20 protein-coding genes are annotated in these 20,347 nt (G+C 66.0%); 10 read left to right on the top strand and 10 right to left on the bottom strand.

Annotated features, from left to right (window positions below; genetic code table 11):
* Position 1: 1 nt before the first annotated feature.
* Positions 2-1,540 carry a class I adenylate-forming enzyme family protein gene (locus EV191_RS20550; RefSeq protein WP_132878771.1) on the bottom strand — a complete coding sequence of 513 codons (1,539 nt, stop codon included), beginning with the start codon at positions 1,538-1,540 and terminating at the stop codon, positions 2-4.
* A gap of 149 nt (positions 1,541-1,689) precedes the next feature.
* Positions 1,690-2,478, bottom strand: a complete 789-nt coding sequence (locus tag EV191_RS20545) for a helix-turn-helix domain-containing protein (RefSeq protein ID WP_132878770.1) — start codon at positions 2,476-2,478, stop codon at positions 1,690-1,692.
* Between the two features lie 100 nt (positions 2,479-2,578).
* Here EV191_RS20545 and EV191_RS20540 point away from each other — a divergent pair, with 100 nt between their 5' ends.
* The 5 genes from EV191_RS20540 to EV191_RS20520 all read left to right on the top strand — a co-directional run bounded on the left by EV191_RS20540 (position 2,579) and on the right by EV191_RS20520 (position 6,201).
* Positions 2,579-3,553 (top strand): aldo/keto reductase, encoded by a 975-nt coding sequence (locus tag EV191_RS20540; protein WP_132878769.1) that lies wholly within the window; start codon positions 2,579-2,581, stop codon positions 3,551-3,553.
* Positions 3,554-3,670: 117 nt separating this feature from the next.
* Positions 3,671-4,039 carry a helix-turn-helix transcriptional regulator gene (locus tag EV191_RS20535; protein WP_132878926.1) on the top strand — a complete coding sequence of 123 codons (369 nt, stop codon included), beginning with the start codon at positions 3,671-3,673 and terminating at the stop codon, positions 4,037-4,039.
* 10 nt (positions 4,040-4,049) lie between these two features.
* A complete protein-coding gene (locus tag EV191_RS20530) occupies positions 4,050-4,514 on the top strand; it encodes a VOC family protein (RefSeq protein WP_132878768.1) in 465 nt (154 codons plus the stop codon).
* A 9-nt stretch (positions 4,515-4,523) separates the two neighbouring features.
* The gene (locus EV191_RS20525; RefSeq protein WP_207894596.1) at positions 4,524-5,141 is read left to right on the top strand and encodes a mycothiol-dependent nitroreductase Rv2466c family protein; all 618 of its coding nucleotides are present in this window, start codon (positions 4,524-4,526) and stop codon (positions 5,139-5,141) included.
* A 55-nt stretch (positions 5,142-5,196) separates the two neighbouring features.
* Positions 5,197-6,201 carry a glutathione S-transferase family protein gene (locus tag EV191_RS20520; protein WP_132878767.1) on the top strand — a complete coding sequence of 335 codons (1,005 nt, stop codon included), beginning with the start codon at positions 5,197-5,199 and terminating at the stop codon, positions 6,199-6,201.
* A gap of 3 nt (positions 6,202-6,204) precedes the next feature.
* Here the strand turns inward: EV191_RS20520 and EV191_RS20515 are convergent, their stop codons facing one another.
* From EV191_RS20515 to EV191_RS20505, 3 genes are all read right to left on the bottom strand, one after another.
* Positions 6,205-7,623: a class I SAM-dependent methyltransferase gene (locus EV191_RS20515; protein WP_132878766.1), complete on the bottom strand. Its 1,419-nt coding sequence runs from the start codon at positions 7,621-7,623 to the stop codon at positions 6,205-6,207.
* A gap of 52 nt (positions 7,624-7,675) precedes the next feature.
* Positions 7,676-8,245, bottom strand: coding sequence for a class I tRNA ligase family protein (locus EV191_RS20510; RefSeq protein ID WP_132878765.1), 570 nt, complete (start codon positions 8,243-8,245; stop codon positions 7,676-7,678).
* Positions 8,246-8,350: 105 nt separating this feature from the next.
* Positions 8,351-9,103, bottom strand: a complete 753-nt coding sequence (locus tag EV191_RS20505; RefSeq protein WP_132878764.1) for a siderophore-interacting protein — start codon at positions 9,101-9,103, stop codon at positions 8,351-8,353.
* 89 nt (positions 9,104-9,192) lie between these two features.
* On the opposite strand from EV191_RS20505, the gene EV191_RS20500 reads away from it, so the two are divergent.
* Positions 9,193-9,903: a TetR/AcrR family transcriptional regulator gene (locus tag EV191_RS20500; protein WP_243659091.1), complete on the top strand. Its 711-nt coding sequence runs from the start codon at positions 9,193-9,195 to the stop codon at positions 9,901-9,903.
* On the opposite strand, the gene EV191_RS20495 is transcribed toward EV191_RS20500, so the two are convergent.
* The 5 genes from EV191_RS20495 to EV191_RS20475 all read right to left on the bottom strand — a co-directional run bounded on the left by EV191_RS20495 (position 9,900) and on the right by EV191_RS20475 (position 15,106).
* Positions 9,900-10,253, bottom strand: coding sequence for a thioredoxin family protein (locus EV191_RS20495; RefSeq protein ID WP_132878762.1), 354 nt, complete (start codon positions 10,251-10,253; stop codon positions 9,900-9,902). The genes EV191_RS20500 and EV191_RS20495 overlap by 4 nt on opposite strands.
* Complete coding sequence (locus EV191_RS20490; RefSeq protein WP_132878761.1) at positions 10,253-10,663, bottom strand: MerR family transcriptional regulator; 411 nt, start codon at positions 10,661-10,663, stop codon at positions 10,253-10,255. Before EV191_RS20490 ends, EV191_RS20495 begins: the two co-directional genes overlap by 1 nt.
* Before the next feature lie 43 nt (positions 10,664-10,706).
* Positions 10,707-11,135 carry an Hsp20/alpha crystallin family protein gene (locus EV191_RS20485; protein ID WP_132878760.1) on the bottom strand — a complete coding sequence of 143 codons (429 nt, stop codon included), beginning with the start codon at positions 11,133-11,135 and terminating at the stop codon, positions 10,707-10,709.
* Positions 11,136-11,364: 229 nt separating this feature from the next.
* Positions 11,365-13,653 (bottom strand): N,N-dimethylformamidase beta subunit family domain-containing protein, encoded by a 2,289-nt coding sequence (locus EV191_RS20480; RefSeq protein WP_132878759.1) that lies wholly within the window; start codon positions 13,651-13,653, stop codon positions 11,365-11,367.
* A complete protein-coding gene (locus tag EV191_RS20475) occupies positions 13,640-15,106 on the bottom strand; it encodes a sodium:solute symporter family protein (RefSeq protein ID WP_132878758.1) in 1,467 nt (488 codons plus the stop codon). The genes EV191_RS20480 and EV191_RS20475 overlap by 14 nt, the downstream gene beginning before the upstream one ends.
* Positions 15,107-15,399: 293 nt before the next feature.
* Between EV191_RS20475 and EV191_RS20470 the strand changes: the two genes are divergently transcribed.
* From EV191_RS20470 to EV191_RS20455, 4 genes are read left to right on the top strand one after another with little or no spacing between them, the layout of a single operon-like run.
* Positions 15,400-16,185 carry a DeoR/GlpR family DNA-binding transcription regulator gene (locus EV191_RS20470; protein WP_132878757.1) on the top strand — a complete coding sequence of 262 codons (786 nt, stop codon included), beginning with the start codon at positions 15,400-15,402 and terminating at the stop codon, positions 16,183-16,185.
* Positions 16,182-17,633, top strand: a complete 1,452-nt coding sequence (locus tag EV191_RS20465; protein ID WP_132878756.1) for an FGGY family carbohydrate kinase — start codon at positions 16,182-16,184, stop codon at positions 17,631-17,633. Before EV191_RS20470 ends, EV191_RS20465 begins: the two co-directional genes overlap by 4 nt.
* On the top strand, positions 17,630-19,069 hold the full coding sequence (locus EV191_RS20460; protein ID WP_132878755.1) for an NAD(P)/FAD-dependent oxidoreductase: 1,440 nt from the start codon (positions 17,630-17,632) through the stop codon (positions 19,067-19,069). The genes EV191_RS20465 and EV191_RS20460 overlap by 4 nt, the downstream gene beginning before the upstream one ends.
* A complete protein-coding gene (locus EV191_RS20455) occupies positions 19,066-20,319 on the top strand; it encodes an NAD(P)/FAD-dependent oxidoreductase (RefSeq protein WP_132878754.1) in 1,254 nt (417 codons plus the stop codon). The genes EV191_RS20460 and EV191_RS20455 overlap by 4 nt, the downstream gene beginning before the upstream one ends.
* The last annotated feature ends 28 nt before the right edge of the window (positions 20,320-20,347 follow it).

Raw genomic sequence — 20,347 nt, 5'->3', positions numbered from 1 at the left:
GTCACTGGGTAACACGCGGGCCGTACTCGACCCGCACTTGCCGGCGCAGCACCTTGCCCACCGGAGTCTTCGGTAGTTCCGTACCGAAACGGACGCTGGTGACACGTTTGACTGGACCGACTTTCTCGCGGGTCCAGGCGATCAGCTCGTCCTCGGTAACACTGGCACCGTCCACAAGCACCACGAGAGCCATCGGCGTCTCGCCCCATTTGTCGTGCGGGATCCCGACCACCGAGGCCTCGGCTACGGCCGGATGGGCGACCAGCGCGTTCTCCAGTTCAGCCGGCCAGATGTTGAAGCCGCCGGAGATGATCATGTCTTCCTTGCGGTCGGTCAGGAAGAGATAACCCTGCTCGTCCAGATAACCCATATCCCTGGTCAGCACCGAACCATCCGGCAGTTTGCGGGCTCGGGTCGCCGCTGGATCGCCCCAGATCTCGGTGAACGCGCTTGGCGACTGGAACGCGATCTCCCCCACCTCACCCTGCGACAGCTTGGCGCCCTGCTCGTCGACGATGGTGATCCGTGAGTTGATCGTTGGCTTGCCAGCCGAACGCAGCAGCCGGCCACCCTGCGCGGTGTGGTCCTCGGGCGGCAGATAGGTGACCGGTGCGCCTTCGCTCTGCCCGTACAGCTGGATCATGATGTCGCCGAACACGGCGCGCGCCTCGTGCAGTGCGGTCTCGGTCATCGGCGACCCGCCATAGATGATCGCCCGCAGACTGCTCAGATCGGTCTGCCGTGCGGCTGGGTGCCGCGCCACCAGCTGAACCATCGTTGGCACACCGAAGGTCAGCGTGCACTTATGCCGCTCGATCGCGGCCAGGAACTCGGCAGGGTCGAAGGCGCGCAGCACGACGACCGAGCCGCCGGCCGCGAGTACCCCGGGTACCGGCATGATCGTGGCATGGGAAAGGGGGCCGCCGGCGAGATAACAGTCCTCGGTGGTCAGTTCGGGCAGCGTGGACGCCGTCTCACTGCCAAGGCCGGTCCAGGCACGGACCGAATGCATGATGCCCTTGGGCTTCCCCGTAGTGCCCGCGGAGAAGCGGATCGTCTGCGGCGCGTCCAGCGGCAGCTCGACTCCTCGGTCCACATTCGACGCGGCGGCGAGCAGCTCCGCGTAGTCGAGCACCCCGCTTGGCGCGGGACCATCCAGGACAAGAACATGCCGCAGCGTGCGCGCCGCGCCCAGATGCGCGGCGATGGTGTCGTAGTGATCGCGCTGCACGATCAGCACGCTGGCACCGACCCTGTCGAGCAGGTAGAGGTTGGTGTCGATGCTGTTGTGCGTGTACAGCGAAGCACGCACGTACCCGCCAAGCGCGATGCCGAGGATCAGCTCGAGGGCCTCCGGGCTGTTGTCAGTCAGGGTGGCTACCCGGTCCCCCGGTTGTAGCCCCAGCCCAGCGAGCGCGTTGTCCAGTCGACAGCACCGCTCGTAGACCATCGCATAGCTCTGGGTACCACCATCGCAGCTGATCGCCGGGCGCTCGGCGTACCGTTCGGCACCGGTACGCAGTAAACTCACCAGGTCCATCAGATGACCCTCCGAAGCGTCTGGACGCCCGATCCGCGACGATCGCTCGGGCCGTACATCACGCTAGAAGCGGCCGGGGGCCTCAACAATGGACGGAACAACCACCGGGTGGTGGTGGTTGCACACAATGACGCCGGTACCGCTACCTGCTAGCCGGGCAAGTACACGAGCAACCGGTGCTCCTCGGTTTCCGGCAACCCAAGCGCCTCGTACCGCCAGTCGCGGATGACACCGGCGGAATCCGCCCACCGCTCGGTACCGGTCCACATCGGAACTCGCGTCGCGCGGTCGTACCTAGCGACGAATTCGGCGCCAACCCGCAGCGCCAGTTCGGTCGCGAACAGCCGGGCATACGGATCCCCGAGGTCCACCGCGGCACGCAGCCGGGCGGCCCACTCGTCGGCGATCACGTCCCAGTCCGGCAGCAGCCGGCGAGCGCGGGTATTGGTGAAGACGAACTGGGGAAGGTTCGTCAGCTCCTCGGGAACACCGAACACCCGAAACCCCTCGGTACGGGCGAGGATGTCGCCGCACCGGTTGAGCAGCACCGCGGGCGCGGGTTCGAGCTGGTCAAGCAGCGCACACAGGGAAGGCCGCGGAGCTGGCGGTGTCTCGCCCGTGCAACCCATGCCTCCCCCCGCCTTGACCAGCCGCAGCAGGTGGACGTGCTCGTCCTCGGTGAGCCGGAGTACGTCCGCGAGGGCGCCGAGTACCTGCGGCGATGGCCGACGGTCGGCGCCACGTTCCAGCCGGGTGAGGTAGTCCACGCTCATGCCGGCGAGCTCGGCCAGCTCGGCCCGCCGCAGGCCAGGGGTACGCCGGGCGGGATCACTCGGCAAACCGACCGCCGAGGGCGGTACGCCTTCGCGGCGGGCGCGCAGGAACGCGCCAAGGGCGTTGTCCGTATCGCCAAGCGCCCCGGCCGCGGTCTGCCCCATGGTCGCGAGTCTACTGGCTGGCTTCCTTCTGGCTCGCCGTTCTTCTGGCTGGCCCTGGCACGGCCTCCCAGGATGCCCGCCGACCAGTGAGGATGACGGCATGCGATATCGACTTTTCGGGCGTACCGGGTTACGGGTTTCGGAGCTGTTTCTCGGCGCGATGACGCTCAGCGATGCGGCCGAAACCCGGCGCATTGTGGCTGCCTACGCGGAAGCGGGCGGCAATGTGCTGGACACGGCCTCGGCCTACGGCGACAGCGAACGTTTGCTCGGCGAGGCACTGGCCGGCCGAGGACGGTTCCCGTCGACCGAAAGGGACCGCTTCGTGCTCGCGAGCAAGTACACGCTCAGCAGGGACCAGCAGGACCCGAACGCGGCCGGTAATCACCGCAAGAACCTCATCGGATCGCTCGAACAGAGCCTGCGCCGACTGCGTACGGACTATCTCGACGTGCTGTGGGTGCACACCTGGGACCGGCACACGCCCATCGAGGAGACCCTGCGTGCCCTTGACGACCTGGTGCGCGCCGGCAAGATCCGCTATATCGGCGTATCGGACACGCCAGCCTGGGTGATCAGCCGTGCCGATCTGCTCGCCGAATGGCGCGGCTGGACCGCGTTCGCCGGTATCCAGGTGCCGTACAGCCTGGTCAACCGCGATATCGAACGGGATATCGTGCCGCTCGCCGAACATCTTGGGCTGAGCATCGCGGCGTGGGGCGTGTTGGACCACGGCGGGCTCACCGGATCGTCCAGGGTGGCGGAGCCGACCGAGCGCCAACGGCGGGTGGTCGCCGCGCTCCGCGAGGTCGCCGGTGAGCTGGGCGCGAGCCCAGGTCAGGTGGCCATTGCGTGGACCATGGCCCGCTCGGCCGTGGTGCATCCGATCGTTGGTTTCCGGCACGCTGACCGCGTCCCGGACAGCCTGGCCGCGGTCGAGCTGCGGCTACCGGCGGAGACGGTCATCACTCTGGAGGCCGCGGCACCATTCGAACCAGGCCCGTACGCGGATTTCCTGACCGAATCGGCCGCGAGTCCCTTCGTGTTCGGCAACTCGACGATCCTCGGCCGCTAGCCGGGCGAGGAAACCGCGCGCCCCGGTCCGGGTGAACGTAGGCTGGAGTCCGTGACGAGCGCTTTCCTGACTCCACGCGAAGAGCAGAACCTGCGGCTGCTGCGCGCCAAGGACGCCATGGACCGGGACTTCGACCAGCCGCTCGACGTACCCGCGCTGGCACGAATCGCGGTCATGTCACCCACGCATTTCACCCGCTCGTTTCGCGCCACGTTCGGCGAAACACCGCACCGGTACCTCCAGCGACGCCGGATCGAGCGCGCGATGGCACTGCTGCGCAAACCGGAAGCGCAGGTGACCGATGTCGCCGGCCAGGTCGGTTTCGAAAGCCTCGGCACGTTCAGCCGTACTTTCCGGACGATCGTCGGCGTCTCGCCAACCGAATACCGGGCGAACTCGCGCCCGCTGGAGGTTCCGCGTTGTTTCGTCAAGGCGTGGACCAGACCGGTCGTTTTGGATAAGCGGCCGGAGTCATCGCGCCCGTAGTGTTCCGAGTATGTTCAGCAAAATCAGCATCACCTCGGTAACCGTTCTCGATCAGCAACAGGCGCTCGACTTCTACGTAGGCAAGCTCGGCTTTCAGGTAACCGCCGATGTCGATATGGGTTTCATGCGCTGGCTGACCATCGCGCTTCCCACCGACCCGGACCGGCACCTGCTGCTCGAAGTGCCAGGATCGCCACAACACAGCGCGGAGACCGCGGCCCAGCTCAGGGATCTGGTGACCAAGGGCGCTCTCGGTGCGGTCGCGATTCTGAATACCGACGACTGCCAGGCGACCTACGACAAGCTCCGCGCGGACGGCGTCGAGTTCACCGAGGAGCCGACCGAGCAGCCGTACGGAATCGACTGCGCGCTGCGTGACCCGTTCGGCAATCACCTCCGTATCACCCAGCCGGCCAGCCAGCCGGTGGAGATCACCCAGGCGGATATCGACCGCTGGAAGGGTGGTTCCGCATAGGATGTTCCGGTGTCTACCGTGCCGGAACCAGCCACTAGCGACGGCCCGTGGACCGTCGACTTCTGGCTTGACCCCGCTTGCCCACTCACCAGGAACACGGCCCGTTGGCTCGAGCTAGTCGCCCGCGAACTGGCGATCGAGGTGCATTGGCGGATCATGAGCCTTTCCATCCTCAACGAACATCGCGAGGTCGACCCGGAGGGTGACGAGGAAGGCTACCTGTGGATTCCCGCCCGGATCGGCGCTGCCGTACGGCACGAACACGGCAGCGCCGCCCTGCGGTCCTTCTACTGGGCTTTGTGGACGGAACCGGACGGCACGGAACGCGAATGGCTCGGTGATCTCGAGGAGGCGCTACACCGCGGCGGGCTACCCACCGCGCTGGCCGGCGCCGGCTGGAGCACCGACTACGACACCGTGCTTCGCGCGTCTCACCAGGACGCGGTTGGCCGCATCGAGGCCGAGGTCGGCACGCCGATCCTGGCGCTCAGCACGGCAACTGGTGAACCGCACACGATCTTCGGCCCGGTGCTCAGCAACGTTCCCGAACCGGCCGAGGCCATCCGAATCTGGCAGGCCTGCACCGTGTTGGCCGCGGCACCCAGTTTCCGCGAGCTGAAACACTGACCGGGGCGTCTCGTCCAACGCTAGGCTGGTGGGAGAAGCCGAGGACGGAGGAACGATGACGGCGGATACCGGCGAGTTCACCAGGGACATGAACTATGTGACGACGCGCATCACCGAGGACGGCAGGGATGGCTACCCGGTGCAAAGCGGGCGCTATCGGCTGGTGGTCAGCCGCGCCTGTCCCTGGGCGAACCGCGCGATGATCGTGCGACGTCTGCTCGGCCTGGAGGGCGCGCTGTCCATGGCAATCGCGGGTCCAACCCATGACGAACGCAGTTGGACCTTCGATCTCGACCCTGGCGGACGCGACCCGGTACTCGGCATCGAGCGGCTTCGGGAAGCCTATTTCGCACGGTTTCCCGATTATGAAAAGGGAATCACCGTTCCCGCGATCGTCGAGGTGCCGACCGGTCAGCTGGTAACCAACGACTTCAACCAGATCACCATCGATCTGTCGCTCGAATGGCGAGCCCTGCACCGCGAGGGCGCGCCCGAGCTGTACCCGGAAGCGCTGCGCGCGGAGATCGACGAAGTCAACGAGGTTGTCTTCCGCGACGTCAACAACGGCGTGTACCGGGCCGGTTTCGCCACCACGCAGCAGGCCTACGAACAGGCCTACCACGCACTGTTCGACCGGTTGGACTGGTTGTCCGAGCGGCTGAGCGGGCAGCGTTACCTCGTGGGTGACACGATCACCGAAGCGGATATCCGCCTGTTCACGACGCTGGCCCGATTTGACCCGGTTTACCACGGGCATTACAAGTGCAACCGGGCAAAGCTCAGCGAGATGCCCGTGCTGTGGGCGTATACCCGTGACCTGTTCCAGACTCCGGGTTTCGGCGACACCACCGACTTCGTGCACATCAAGCAGCACTATTACGAGGTGCACAGGGACGTCAATCCCACCGGAGTCGTGCCGGCCGGGCCAGACCTGGCCAACTGGCTCGCCCCACACGGCAGGGACGCTCTTGGTGGTCGGCCATTCGGTACCGGCACTCCCCCGCCGCCACCGCCGGCCGATGAGCGGGTGCCAGCCGAGCACACCCCGCTGCGGAGCTGAGGTTTAAAGGCCGACGGTCACCACGGGCGAACCGTTCACGCTGAACCAGCAAACCTTCTCGCTGACCAGATCGAACTCGACGGCCGTGATGCGCTCGGGCTGCGTGGGGATCTCCACCCGCACCGGGAAGCTCGTCTCCTGTCCCGGCTCAAACCCGTGGCCGGGCAACGGAATCCGCGCCAGGGTTCGCGTTGTCCGGTCGCCGAGGTGCAGGCGTACACCGAGCGAAACCGCGCCGAAGCCCGCGTCGGACGGCAACCAGCTCCGCGGCCCCGGGTTGCGCACCCGGCAGGTACCGGTCCACACCGGATTCCCGCCCGACGTGTCCACCTCGAGGTCGTCGATCGCCAGCTCGCCAACCAGCCCCTGCGCTGCCCTGCTGTCCAGCGGCTCGGTACCAACCTTACGCAGCCAGAACATTCGGCGACTGCCGACGGCCGCGCGGGTGGCGTCGACAAACCAGTCGGTACCCGCGCGGCCGGCAACAATGTCCTGGAAGGTGGCTAGATCGACCCATTGTGGATTGATGTCGAGCAAGCACAGCCGTAGCTCGGTGAAACCGGCGTTGCCCGCGGTCTGCCAGATATCCGTAATGGACAGATCGTTTTCCAGCACGCCGTAGTGCCGCATTTCGTACTGGGATTGCGGATGCGCGGAGTGCGCTTCGCCCGGTTCGGAGAAGGCCGCGATACCACCGGGACGGAGCACCCGAGCCAGCTCGGTGATCACCTCGTCCACATTGGGCACATGATGGAGCGCGTCGTAACACAGCACGCGATCCACGCTGGCGTCCGGCAGGTCGATGTGTTTACCGTCGAAGACAAGGAACTCGGGCGTGGGCTGGGCACCAATGAGCGGCTGCCGGTCGAACAGCTGGCGACCGAACTCCAGGGCCGTCGGGGATACGTCCAGCGCGATGACCCGGCAGCCGAGCTGGGCGAGTAACCGACTTGTCCAGCAGGTCCCCGCGCCGAAATCAAGCACCGTCATCCCAGGTAGCACCTGCAGTCCGCGTAGCACCTGGCCGAAGGTGACAAACAGGTCCGGCGCTTCGCCCGCGTCCTTCACCGGCTTGGCGAGCAGGTTGTCCGGATCCTCCACGGCACGGAAATAGTTCTCCGCGGTCTCCGCGAGTTCGGCAACGCTCGTCGTGTTGATCAGCTCGGCCACATCCACCCAGTCCGGATCGTCGGCAGGCGCCGGGCCGTCCACCGCCTCCTCGGTCGGTGTGGTGGGACGCAGTCGTTCGGTGAACTCGGCGGAGCCGGCGAGTGTCGCGCAGACATCCGCTATGTCCAGTTCGCCCGCGCGCAGCGCCACGAGGTATCCGGTGGCGCCATCCGGATCGGCCGGACGGCCGAGGATCAGCCGATAGGCACGATCGAGCGTATCGGCCAGCTCGTCGGGTTCCTGCACGGTCACCGTCTCCGCCCCTCGTCACCTGCCATGCTCACGTCCAGGTTCTGCCGGGAGCCTACCTCGTCAGCCAGAATCGAATGCCCAGCTCGGTTTCCTCGCCGGCCCATTCGTGCGGACCGCCGGCTGTACCGGACACGCGCTCGGTGACCTCGGTGGCAAGCACCGTGTCCGCGATGTCCTCGGCGTGCTCCCGCATCGCTTCAGCGGTGGCGCCGGCAGCGGACCAGAACAGCCGAATACGATCGGTCACCGCGAACCCGGCTTCCTTGCGGGCGGCCTGTACCAGGCGAACGATTTCCCGAGCCAGCCCGAGCTCCTTCTCCACCGCGATCTCCACCGGCAACCCATGGCAGTCCCAGCCTGCCTGGCGCCGCACGTGGAATCCTCGCATTGTCTGGTATCGCGGAAAGACGTCCTTGAACACCCGAGCTTCGACGTGGTGCACGCCGGGTCTGCCATTCGCGGTGGGTGGCCCTTCATAACACACCCATTCCGCGCCATCCTCGGTTTGGGCGAGGCTGCGGGCGAAAATGTCGTGCTCGCGCCAGAATCGCAGGATCTCCTTGTCGACCGCCGGCAGCGAAAGGTGCGGCGACAATGCGGTGTACCGCGCGGCAGCTGGCACGGATTCCTCCCTACCGGCAGGAGTTCACTGGATTCTCGCCAGCGTAGCCACGTGATCGCCTGCCCGCGAACCGTTTAGCCTCGCATTCCGGCACAGCCGCCACACTCAGTGCAGACCCCGTTTACCCACCGCCCAGAACGGTTTGACCTTGATCGCGGTACGCGGCCAGCCACGATCCCGCACCAGGTGATCCCGAATCCGCTGACACGTTCTCGCCTCGCCCGCGAGGTACGCGGCACCCGGATCCGCGGGCAAGTCCAGTGTGGTCACCGCGTTGATCAGCGCCTCGGACGCGACAGCGGAGGCACCGTGCCGGTACACCCGGTGAAACTGGTGCGGTCCGGGCATCGGCGGGTCCTGCGCCGGATTCTCGCTTTCCAGCACGCCGTACACCCGCTCGCTGGCGGCGAGCGCGGCGGTCATCGGCCCGAATGCGGCACTTGCCGTTTCCTCCCCGGCAAACAGGTGGTATGACGCGTCGCCGGTGTGGTAGTCACTCTGCGGCCACCAGAACGTCACGGGGTCACCTGGCCGCACGGACCGCACCCACCGCAGCCCGATCCCGTCCCCTTCGTAAAGATGCGCCCGTAGCTCCACGGCACGTTCGGCGGGATCGAATCGCCAGATCGTGTAGGTGCGCAGCGTCTCGGCCGGCCGCACGATCCCGTACAGCGAAAGCGGATCGTGCAGCTGAACCCGAATGTGCTGGCCGGGCCGGTAGGCGAAGCTGATCGGCTGATCGGCCACCAGGCGAATCCATTGCATTGTCGGCGTGACCAGCTCGGTCTCGCTGATTCGCGCGGTCACCACGTACTTCGCCAGCGAACGGGCCAGCGGGTTACGTCGGGTGGTTCTCATCTGACTCCTTAATATCTCTAGATAATCTAGATGTATTAAGTATGCATAGATGGTCTAGGCTGTCAACGTATCGAGGAGAAGGGACGGCAGTGACGACACGGAGCACGAGTCGGCGGGACCGGTTACGGCAGGCGACGCTGGCGGATATTCACGCCGCCGCGCGGAAGCTGTTGACCACGGGCGGCTCGGCTGCGGTGACGATCAACGCGGTTGCCAGGGAAGTCGGCATGAGCGGGCCGGCGCTGTACCACTACTTCACCGGGCACGACGAACTCGTCGGCGCGGTCACCACGGAGTTCTTCCGCGAGCTAAGCGAAGCGATGGAAGGCGCACGGGACGCGCAGCCGGCGGGCGACGTGGACCGCCGGCTGCTCGCGACCTGTCGCGGTATGCGTGCCTGGGCCATCGCCCACCCGGCGGAGTTCGGCTGGATCTTCGCCAGCCCGGCGCAGCTTCGGGACTGTCCTGACGCGACGCGACTGGCCGCGGTGCACCGGTTCGAGCAGATCTTCCTCGACCAAGTCGTCGTGCTCTGGCAGCAGCGCCCGTTCGAGGTTCCCGAACTCGACGAGCTGGCGCCGAGTATGCGCGCGCAGCTAACGGACTACGTGACGACGATCGAATCCCGCTTGCCGCCGGCGGCCGCGCATGTGTACCTCACCTGCTGGATCCGGCTCTACGGCCTGCTGTGCATGGAAGTGCTGCATCAGCTGGACTTCGCCTACGCCGATGCGGAGCCGGTCTTCGAAGAGTGCTTGCGCGAACTCAGCGGGATGCTCGGGCTGACGTACCAGGATTAGCCGAGCTCCAGTCGCAGCGCGTCGTCCAGCTCGGCGAGCAGCCGAGACTTCGACCGCGCGCCAACCACCGAACGCACCGGCTGCCCGGCGACGAACAGCAGTACGGTAGGCAGCGACATGACCTGATAGCCGCGCGTCAGCAACGGATTCGCGTCCGCGTCGACTTTGCACACCGCAAGCGAATCCGCTCGCTCTGCGGCGATCTCCCCGAGGACCGCGGCGATCATCGGGCAATGCGGGCACCAGCGCGCCCAGAAGTACACCACCACCGGGCCCCGCGAACCGAGCACGGCCTCCTCGAAGGTCGCTTCGGAAACCGTCGTGATCTCGCCGGATCTCGCCGTCACCATCAGTCCTGCCCATCCTCGCTCGCGCCTACGGTTCGCCCGACTGGACACCGCCCGGTCTCCCGGTGCAGCGCGCCGGCCAGCTTGGCCGAAAGGTCCGCGCGAACGGCTTCGAGCTGGGCGATATAGGCATCCACCTCGCCCAGTTTGCGCCGGTAGACGGCGATCGAATCGGCGCACGAATCACCCATCTCGTTTCCTGCTCGCAGGCAAGCGACGAAGGGTTTGGTGTCCTCCAGGCTGAATCCGATGGCCTGCAGCATCTGGATCTCGCGAACTAACCGGCAGTCCGCCTCGTCGTACTCCCGGTAGCCGTTCGCGGCGCGCCGCGCCCCCAGCAGCCCCAAAGACTCGTAGAAGCGCAACGCACGGGTAGTCGTCCCAGCACGCTTGGCAAGTTCACCGATCCGCATTTACCCGACGCTAAACGTTGCCGTACACGAGAAGGCAACCGTCTCATTCCGTGGCGCCCCGCCCGATGCCACGACGACCGCCGATGGTCACTTCGAGGATCCCGTCGTGCAGCGTGGCGCACAGGATCTTGGTCTCGGTGAGCGCCGAGGGGATCGTCACGATCCGGCGGAACGGACCCACCGGCACATCGCCGAGGCAGCATCCCGTGCGGGGCGCCGCCTGGCGAATCCCGGAAAGCGTGAAGCCCCGGCGGGTCAGCCGGTAGTCGAGATCGGCCGCCCGGATCCCAGGCAGGTCAGCGCGGATCACGAACCGGTCGCGCTGCTCGATGCAGTCAACGGCTGGTTCCCACGGTGTGAACAGCCGCTGTGTCGATTCGTCCGCCCGTAGCGGTCGCAGGTCAGACCCGCGCTGGACTTCTCGCTCGAAATCGCGCAGCCAGCGCCATACCCGTTGAAACACGCTAGGCATGCCACATCGCCTCTCGCCCCTGACTACCGGACCCACGGGTCCAGCCGTGGCTACCGGCCGGCTGTCGCGCCGAAGTACCCGCGACAACCACGGGCGCGCTGACAATATTCCCGGCGTAGCACGCTAGGACTCGTCATCCAACGATAGGGGCTGTGGCTCGCCTACCCAATACCCGGGACTCCGTTTATTGCGCGAAAGCGCGGGCGTGAGTCACGGAACGGGGTCGCGATCAGTCCTGGACGAACTTGGCCAGGACATTGCCGGAGAGTGTGGCTACGTTGTTCTGGTAGTCGTTCCACGCCAGGCTGCCCGCCCAGCAGATCGAGCCAACCGAGAACACCGCTCCCCCACCGTCGATCTCGAAGTAGGTCAGATCGGAGCGAACCAGCTCGTTCTCCGTACCGCCCTGTCCCGGCGCGGTCATCAGCAGCTCTTCCTGCGTGATCTGATAGCGATCGTCCAGTTCGGTCGAGGTCGCCAACCGCAGCGCGTGCGCGGGTGTGCCGAGATCGAAACCGAACCGGTCAACCTCATCGCCGGCCGCGCCGCCGAGCACGTAGCCGAACTCGCCGATCGGCTCATCGTCGGCCAACCCGGCGAAGATGAACGTCGCGCGCTCGTCGAAGCTGTCCGGTAGCCGCTCGTATCCTGCCGCCTTCCCCCAACCCTGGGCTGCCATACCGATACCAACCAGCTGTTGCGGAACATACCCGTTGAATCGCCACAACCCACCACGATCGCCGCTCGCACTGTGCACCAGCTCGCCGGGTGGCGAATCCCAACACCGTGTTCCCGAATTGCCCCTGCGAACCTCGACCAGATGCGGCCGGTCCTCGAAGGCACTGGTGACCCAGTAGAACCCGTTCCCACCCAGGTACATGAGCCGGCCGCCATCGCCAAGGTAGCCGGAAAGCGAATCCATCATGTTCCGGGTCCAGTACTCGGGATGCGAGCCGGTCACTACGGTGCGGTAGCGGGAAAGCAGGCTCGGACCTTCCCGGTGCAGGTCCTCATCGAGCGCGATGTCGAACGAGTAATCCTCGCCCAAGGAGCGCAACCAGCCAAGGATGAACAGGTCTGCCGCCAGATGCCGGACATGCCCGGAAAGCCAGTTGTGGTAGTGCGGACGCATGTTCAGCACCGGACGCAACCGCGAGGAGTAGGTCACCCCGCTGCCGTCGGAATGCGTGTCGTAGAGCGATTTCCCCACTTCCATATGGCTGACCATGAACTCGTCCTGCGGGGCGAGGGACATCCGGTGAACCATGAAGTCTTCCTGCAGGCCCGACTGGAACAGCTGCTCGTTCGCATAGGCCTGGTACGTGAAGCTGGGCACCAGGAAGAGCACCTTGGCCGACGCGTTCGCGGGGCGCCGCACGAAGAACGGGATGTAGTCGAGCTCGCCGTCGATCCGCAGCCGCAGCGCGTATGCACCGGGTGGGGTATCGCTTGGCACGTCCCAACTCACGGACTGCTGCCACGCGGCGTCCTCGAGGTCGTCTTCGTGAAAGTGCACGGCCGCATAGTGCTCAGGAGCCACCGTGTAATCGGTGAAGCGCCCATCCCAGGCGCTGCTGGTGACCCCACGCTGCGGGGACTGGTAAAGCACACCGTGCCGGTTGTTCCCGGATACGTCCCGCAATGTCGTACCGGCGAACTCCGCTCCGAAGTCGTAGTCGGCAATCAGTCCGGTCGCGCGTACGGCGGCACCATTCCGCGCCGCGGCCACCTCGGCTCCGGTCAGCGCACGCGCGTAGCACCGCGGGTTCTCGACCTTGCCGTTGAAGTGATCGTCGACGTATCGCGAACCGTCGATCCACACGGTCGCGCCAGCCAGATGTGTATCGGTGAGCCGGGCACCCGCGAGCGCGGCCAGCACGGCGCTTACCGTCGTCCCCGAGGTTTCCGTCGTTTCCGCTTGGATGTGGCGCTGCCACCCGGATTCCTGTGCGGCGTGCAGCCGCAGCAGTCCGGTTCCGGCATCCCCGACCACGCTCACCGAGAACCAACACCCTGCGCGCGGTTCGATAGCCGAGACCAACTCGACCTCGGGGGTGTCCACCCCGCGCAGGGCGAATCGCAGCTGGCCCTCGGCGCTCAGCGCGAGCTTGAGCTGGTTACGCTGCTCGGCGTCCGCCGAGCTGAAAATGACCTGCTCGTGCCCAGCTTCTGGCAAGGTGGGCAGAAACCGCAGCTGCAGGCTGAAGGCCTTGGTGCCGAGCCAGTCGGCCGGCAGCGGCAACGTCGCGTACGAACCGGGGTCGGTGTGCTGGATCGCGCCCGGGTAGCTGCCGCTGACCGGGGTGGCGACTTCGCGCAGCGGCAGTTCCGTCGAGCTCGGATCGGTCATCCCACCAAGCAGTTCCACGATATCGGCATCGTAGGTATCCCGGTTGGTACTCACGCAGAACGCGATCGACTCTCCCGCACGAACGCCCCACCGGTTCGCGTAACCGGTGATATTCAGGATATCGCCCTGTTCTCGCATCCGAAGGTAGTCGCGATCAGACCTCTGCATGGTTGAGCTCCTTCCTGCCGTGCGCGATCGCGAAGAACTCTTCTACCCTAGGATCAACCGTCGTCTTGCGCCGCGCAAAGGTCACCGTGGTGCCGACGATCGCGCTCAGCACGATCCCAACCGGACTGACCAGGTGATAGGGGAAGTTGGCAAGCAACGCCACGGTCACGTACCCGACGCCGACCGCAAGCGAGCTCAGTGCCGCCTCGGTGGTGAACCGCTTCCAGTACAGACCGGCGAGAATCGGGAACGCGAGCATCGCCGTGTACACCGAAACATAGGTGAGCGCGAGCAGGATATTGCCGACGAAGGTGAGCGCGAAGACCAACGTCGAGGCGCCGAGCACGAGGAAGACGACCCGGCTGGAGAGCACGTAGAACCGGTCGGTACGCGCCCGGAACAGGTACCGCTTGAGCAGGTCGTTGACCACGATCGACACCGCGGAGTTCCAGATCGCGACCATCGTGCTGATCCCGACCAGCAACAACGTCACCAGTAGCAGCCCTTGAATGATGGGCGGCGTGTACTCGAGTACCAGTCTGGGAAGCGCTTCCTCTGGGTTGTCCAGATTGGGCAACACGACCCTGCTGAACATCGTGGCCAGTGCGACCAGCGCGTAGAGCACCACGATCAGCACGGTGTTGGTGAGCATCGCGCGGTAGGCGATGCGTTCGTTACGCGCGGAGAAGATCCGCTGGCCGTACCACGGCGCCGCGACATACAGCAGGATGTTCTGCAAACACCAGGTCATGATCGCGGCGAAACCGTAGTTGTCCAGGTCCCAGATGGGCTCGAAGGACAGGTACTCCGGATCGAAGACCTTGCTCAGCTCGCCGAACCCTCCCGCGTTGAAGAAGCCGACGAAGAAGATCACTGGCACGAAGATCACGATCATCGTGTAGGCGACGACGTCGAACGAGACGGCGGTCATGAACCCACCGGCCAGTGCCAGGAACAGACACAGCGTGGTGATCACAATGACCGTCGTGAGTGGATCGACCCCGAGCAGCACGGAGGCCACAACGGACAGTCCAGCAAGATAGGTGGCCGGCGCGATCCAGGTGAACGTCAGGGTGACCACGCTGGCCAGTGCCCGTGTCGTCTCTGCCAGTCGGCCGTGGAAACGCCGCTCGAAGAACTCCGCGATCGTCGCGATACGCAGTCGGCGATAGGGCTTCGCCACGGTGAACGCGTAGATCCCGAAGACAAAGACGAAGATGAACGACGTGTACCAGAGCCCCACGGTGCCATACAGGTAGGCGACCGAGGCGCCACCAATCAGCGTCGCGGTGTTGAACTCCGCCGCGCCCAACGTGGCGACCAACGCGGGAAACCCGGTGTTTCGCCCTGCCAGGTTGTAGTCCTGGTAGCTCTTGATCCGCCGGTACGACCGGTAGGCAAGACCAATCAACAAGACGGTGAAAGCGATAACCATCGCGTACTTCTCGGTCATAACACTTCCTGGGTTATGTCGTGCCTCCCGACAGGCACAGCGGGTACGGCGAACACCATGACTGAAAGCGTGTGTTTCTGCCTTTAGATGAGCAATGTTGACTGTTTCTGTGGTTATTGGCAAGCCCCTCTTGTGCTGGAGATCATTTCGAAACACCCTGTTCACCGTCGGATACGCACCGAATACCCGAGGTGATGCCCTTACGGCCCGGACTGCCGCCTTGACGAGAACAGCCAGCACTGGCCATACTCTCCACAACTAGTCACAACTTTCCACAGAAACGGTCGGACGCCATGCTCGCAGCCGAACGGCACGCTCGAATCGCCCAAGCCGTCCAGGGCGATCGCGTCGTATCGACCGTGGAGCTTGCCGAGTTGCTGCGGGTTTCCACCGAGACCATTCGCCGCGATCTTGCCGAGCTCGAGACCAAGGGCCTGCTGCGACGCGTTCGCGGTGGCGCCACTCGCACCAACCACCTTGGCGACGAAGCGCCGTTCGCGGAACGGTCCGGATCCGCGAACGAGGCCAAATCGGTGATTGGCACGCTCGCCCTGAGCGTGCTGCAACCAGGACAGACCGTCGTCATCGACGTGGGCACCACGGCGATGCAGGTGGCCCGCGCGCTGGCTGGTGAGTTCACCGGCGTCGTGCTGACCTGCTCGGTACTGGTGGCCAACGAGCTGGCCGAGGCAAGCGGTATCGAGGTCCACCTCAGCGCCGGCCGGATGCGCAAGGGTGACCTGGCACTGTCCGGCCCAGCCGCGCAGAACTTCTTCGACGACGTATTCGCGGACGTGGCTTTCCTTGGTTCCGGCGGGGTACACGCCGAAGCCGGGCTGACCGACTTCTATCTCGACGAATGTCATGTCCGCCGGATCATCATGCGCAACTCCGCGATGAACTACGTACTCGCGGACAGCGGTAAGCACCAGCGGATCGCGCCCTACCGGGTGGCGCCACTGGAACAGACCGGCGGCGTGATCACTGATCGCTATCCACCCGAGGAACTGGCCCGCACGATCACTGGCGCCGGGGGCCGGATCATCTGCCCGGACTCGGCCAAGGGAGAGTCGGTATGACCGTCGTACTGGCCATCGACCAGGGAACCTCGGGCACCAAGGCGATGGTGGTGGATGGCGACGATCAGGTGCGCGGTGTGGTGGAACTGCCGGTTCGCCCCGATTATCTCGCCGGCGGCGGCGTCGAGCAGGATCCCGCCGAGCTACTGGAATCGGTACTGGAATCCGGACGTGCCGCCGTCGCCCAGGCCGGTGTGCCGATCGACTGCGTCACCCTCGCGAACCAGGGCGAGACGGTACTTGCCTGGGATCCTGCGACGGGACGAGCACTGAGCAACGCGGTGGTCTGGCAGGACCGGAGGTCCGCGGATATCTGCCGCAACCTCAGTGATTCGGCGGAACTCGTCGCCGAGCGGACCGGGTTGGTACTCGACCCGTACTTCTCCGCGCCCAAGATGCGATGGATTCGCGACAACCACGGCACGGGCGGCGTAGTGACCACATCGGACACTTGGTTGCTGCACCAGCTCACCGGCGAGTTCGTCACCGATGCGGCCACCGCTTCCCGGTCGCTGCTGACGAATCTGGACTCCCTGGCTGGAGATACCGACGGAGGTTGGGACGCCGAACTGCTCACGCTGTTCGGCCTTGACGGCGAGCGGTTGCCGCGGATCGTCGCCTGCGACGAGGTGATCGGCGAGACGACCGCGTTCGGCAGGGCGATTCCGGTTGGTGGTCTGGTCGTCGACCAGCAGGCTGCACTGCTTGCCCAGTCCTGTCTCGACCCCGGCGAAGCGAAATGCACCTTCGGCACCGGGGCCTTCCTACTGACCAATATGGGCACCTCCGCGGCACGATCGACCGCCGGACTGGCTTCCTCGGTCGCCTGGCGGGTACGTGGGCAAACCACGTACTGCTTGGACGGCCAGGTTCCCACCGCCGCCTCGGCCGTGCGCTGGTTACAGGACCTCGGGTTGCTCGGTGACGCGGCGGAGCTGGACCGGCTCGCCGCCCACGACGCGGGCGGCGTGCTCTGCGTGCCGGCGCTCGCCGGACTGTCCGCGCCATGGTGGGAACCCACCGCCACCGCGGCGCTCACCGGCATGACACTGTCCACTTCGGCCGGACATGTGATCAAGGCGGTGCTGGACGGGATCGCGGCGCAGGTCGCCGAGCTCGCCGACTGCGCGAGCCGGGACCTCGGCCGCCCGCTGCGCAGCCTGCGGGTGGACGGTGGACTCACCCGAAGTCGGGTACTACTGCAAACCCTCGCGGATCTCCTACAGATCCAGGTCGAGGTGTATCCCTCGGCGCATGCGACCGCGTTGGGCGCCGCCGCCTTCGCGCGCACCGCGTACGCGCCGGAGCTGGCACTGCCCGAGGCGATCGTCAGCTGGGCGCCAAGTACCAGTTTCTCCCCCCAACTACCCGAACGGACCGCGGCGGAGTTCCGCGCTCGCTGGCGCGATGCGGTTGATCGGGCAGCGATCAGCAAGGAGACACCATGATTGCCCCGCAGGACGCCGGCAGTGAACCAGCCGACGTCGCGGTGATCGGCGCCGGGGTCGTCGGTTCGGCGATAGCCCGGCTGCTTTCCGGATACCAGCTGGACGTGACGCTGCTGGACGCGCGCGATGACGTGGGTGACGGGACGAGTAAGGCCAATACCGCGATCCTGCACACCGGGTTCGACGCGGCACCGGGCACATTGGAGTCCCGGCTGGTCGCCGAGGGCTACCACCTGCTGAAGGACTACGCCGACCGTACGGGTATCCCGTACGAACCAACCGGTGCCGTGCTGGTTGCCTGGGACGCCGAGCAACTGGCGGCCCTACCGGGGCTGCGCGAGAAGGCCGAACGCAACGGCTACCGGGAAACCGAGATCATCGACGCGGACGAGGTGTACCGGCGAATTCCCGCGCTCGGCCCCGGCGCGCTTGGCGGATTGACCGTGCCCGACGAGTCGATCATCTGTACCTGGACCGCCACTCTGGCGCTGGCCACCGATGCGGTCAACCGTGGCGCCCGGTTGCGCCGGGCACATCGGGTCAGCTCGGTCCGCCGCGAGTCCGAGTACACGGTGCTGCACACCAACGCGGGTGAGGTGCGTGCCCGCTGGGTGGTGAACGCCGCCGGGCTCGGCTCCGACACGATCGACGCCCTGTTCGGCTTCGACCGCTTTCAGCTACACCCGCGCCGGGGCGAACTGCTCGTCTACGACAAGCAGGCAAGGTCGCTGGTGGACCCGATTGTCCTGCCCGTGCCGAGCAAACTCGGTAAAGGTGTGCTGATCAGTCCCACGATCTATGGCAACGTGATGCTCGGCCCGACCGCCGAGGACCGCGAGGATCGCGAGGACAGCTCGACCTCCGCCGATGGTTTTGCTTTCTTGCGGGACAAGGGCGAGCGAATCATGCCGGCGTTGCTGGACGAGGAGGTGACCGCGAGCTACGCGGGGTTGCGCGCGGCAAGCAATCTTGGCGACTACCTCATCGAGGTGGACGATCGACAGCGCTATGCCGTGGCCGGCGGGATTCGTTCCACCGGGCTGACTTCCAGTATGGCCGTCGCGGAGTACCTGGTGGACCAGCTGGGCAAGGCTGGGCTCCGGCTCACCGAACGAACCGCCCTGCCCGCGCCACCGCGGATGCCGAACATCGGCGAGGCCGGCCTGCGCCCGTACGCGGACGCGGAGCGCATCGCGCGCGATCCGGAGTACGGCACGGTGACCTGTTTCTGTGAACGGGTCACCCGGGGAGAGATCCGCGATGCGTTGCACAGCACCATCCCGCCACGGGACCTCGGCGGGCTGCGCCGGCGGACCAGGGCGATGAACGGTCGCTGCCAAGGCTTTTACTGCGGCGCCACGGTGACCGGCATGCTCGCCGAAGCGATCAACGAAGAACCCGCCGATGCACCTGCCAACGAGGAGGAGTCCCGATGACCGCGGCACGTGCCCGGCTGGAACCGGACGTGGCCATCGTGGGCGGTGGCCCGGCAGGGCTGCGGGCCGCTCGCGAGCTGGCGCCGGCCGTTTCCGGCGCTGTACTCGTGCTGGACCGCGAGTCACGCGCGGGCGGAATTCCCCGGCACTGCGCGCATACTGGCTTCGGCATCCGGGATGAGCGCAGGATGTTCGGTGGTCCGGCGTACGCCACGCGGATGGTCCGCGCGGCGGAGCGCGCCGGCGCCGTACTGCGTAGCTCGGCGATGGTGACCGGCTGGTCGGCCACCGGTGGTCTCGAGGTGACCAGTCCGGACGGGCTTTTCGAGGTACACGCCAGAGCGGTGGTGGTGGCGACCGGCGCGCGGGAGCGGCCGCGCAGCGCGCGGATGATCCCCGGTGATCGCGCCGATGGCGTCTACACCACCGGTTACCTGCAGAATATGGTGCACTTGCAGGAGCGCGCGGTCGGTCGTCGCGCCGTGATCGTCGGTAGCGAGCTGGTGAGCTGGTCGGCCGTGCTGACCCTGCGGCATGCGGGCTGCGAAACCGTGCTGATGACCAGCGAGCAGCCGCGCGTCGAGGCGTACTCTCTGTTTTCCCTGCCTGGCAAGCACTTACTGCGAGTCCCGGTGCGTACCAGCACTAGGGTGACCCGGATCATCGGCAGCCCACGGGTGCGGGCGGTGGAAATCGAGGAGTCGCCGAGCGGTAACCGCACGACCATACCGTGCGATACCGTGGTGCTGACCGGTGATTGGATTCCGGACAACGAGTTGTTCCGGTCCGCGGGGATAGCGCTGGATCCCGCAACGCGTGGGCCGGTCGTGGATACCGAGCTGCGTACCGACCGACCGGGATTGTTCGCCGCAGGTAATGTGCTGCATCCGGTGGACACCGCCGATATCGCGGCGCTCGACGGGGTGCAGGTGGCAGCGGGTGTCCTTGACTATCTTGCCGAACAACGGCGTGATGGCCAGCATGTGCGGATCACGGCGGATCAACCACTGCGGTGGATAGCCCCGATGATCCAGCGAGTCGGCGCGCGACCACCCGCCCGCAAGCGCTTGCTCGCCTGGGTCGACGGCTACGTCCCGTTCCCGAAAGTCGTGGCACGGCAAGGCGGCCGGGTTATCGCGCAACGTCGATTGCCCTGGCCAGCGGTGCCGGGCAGGGTGTTCCGGATTCCGAGCGAGATGCTTTCCGGTGCACGACCGGACGGCGGCGAGGTTCGGATCTCGCTCGGCTAGCACTGATCTGCCACCCTATCTCATCAGT

The organism is Tamaricihabitans halophyticus (assembly GCF_004340875.1).
Taxonomy (GTDB): domain Bacteria; phylum Actinomycetota; class Actinomycetes; order Mycobacteriales; family Pseudonocardiaceae; genus Tamaricihabitans; species Tamaricihabitans halophyticus.
This window is presented reverse-complemented; position numbering and strand designations above follow the sequence as displayed.

Bases quoted from the DNA above. Each gene is read 5' to 3' on its own strand.
- EV191_RS20505 (WP_132878764.1), bottom strand. From the start codon at position 9,103: ATGAGAACCACCCGACGTAACCCGCTGGCCCGTTCGCTGGCGAAGTAC.
- EV191_RS20475 (WP_132878758.1), bottom strand. From the start codon at position 15,106: ATGACCGAGAAGTACGCGATGGTTATCGCTTTCACCGTCTTGTTGATT.
- EV191_RS20485 (WP_132878760.1), bottom strand. From the start codon at position 11,135: ATGCCTAGCGTGTTTCAACGGGTATGGCGCTGGCTGCGCGATTTCGAG.
- EV191_RS20545 (WP_132878770.1), bottom strand. From the start codon at position 2,478: ATGGGGCAGACCGCGGCCGGGGCGCTTGGCGATACGGACAACGCCCTT.
- EV191_RS20530 (WP_132878768.1), top strand. From the start codon at position 4,050: ATGTTCAGCAAAATCAGCATCACCTCGGTAACCGTTCTCGATCAGCAA.
- EV191_RS20455 (WP_132878754.1), top strand. From the start codon at position 19,066: ATGACCGCGGCACGTGCCCGGCTGGAACCGGACGTGGCCATCGTGGGC.
- EV191_RS20495 (WP_132878762.1), bottom strand. From the start codon at position 10,253: ATGGTGACGGCGAGATCCGGCGAGATCACGACGGTTTCCGAAGCGACC.
- EV191_RS20535 (WP_132878926.1), top strand. From the start codon at position 3,671: ATGGACCGGGACTTCGACCAGCCGCTCGACGTACCCGCGCTGGCACGA.
- EV191_RS20470 (WP_132878757.1), top strand. From the start codon at position 15,400: ATGCTCGCAGCCGAACGGCACGCTCGAATCGCCCAAGCCGTCCAGGGC.
- EV191_RS20520 (WP_132878767.1), top strand. From the start codon at position 5,197: ATGACGGCGGATACCGGCGAGTTCACCAGGGACATGAACTATGTGACG.
- EV191_RS20540 (WP_132878769.1), top strand. From the start codon at position 2,579: ATGCGATATCGACTTTTCGGGCGTACCGGGTTACGGGTTTCGGAGCTG.
- EV191_RS20465 (WP_132878756.1), top strand. From the start codon at position 16,182: ATGACCGTCGTACTGGCCATCGACCAGGGAACCTCGGGCACCAAGGCG.
- EV191_RS20460 (WP_132878755.1), top strand. From the start codon at position 17,630: ATGATTGCCCCGCAGGACGCCGGCAGTGAACCAGCCGACGTCGCGGTG.
- EV191_RS20550 (WP_132878771.1), bottom strand. From the start codon at position 1,540: ATGGACCTGGTGAGTTTACTGCGTACCGGTGCCGAACGGTACGCCGAG.
- EV191_RS20480 (WP_132878759.1), bottom strand. From the start codon at position 13,653: ATGCAGAGGTCTGATCGCGACTACCTTCGGATGCGAGAACAGGGCGAT.
- EV191_RS20490 (WP_132878761.1), bottom strand. From the start codon at position 10,663: ATGCGGATCGGTGAACTTGCCAAGCGTGCTGGGACGACTACCCGTGCG.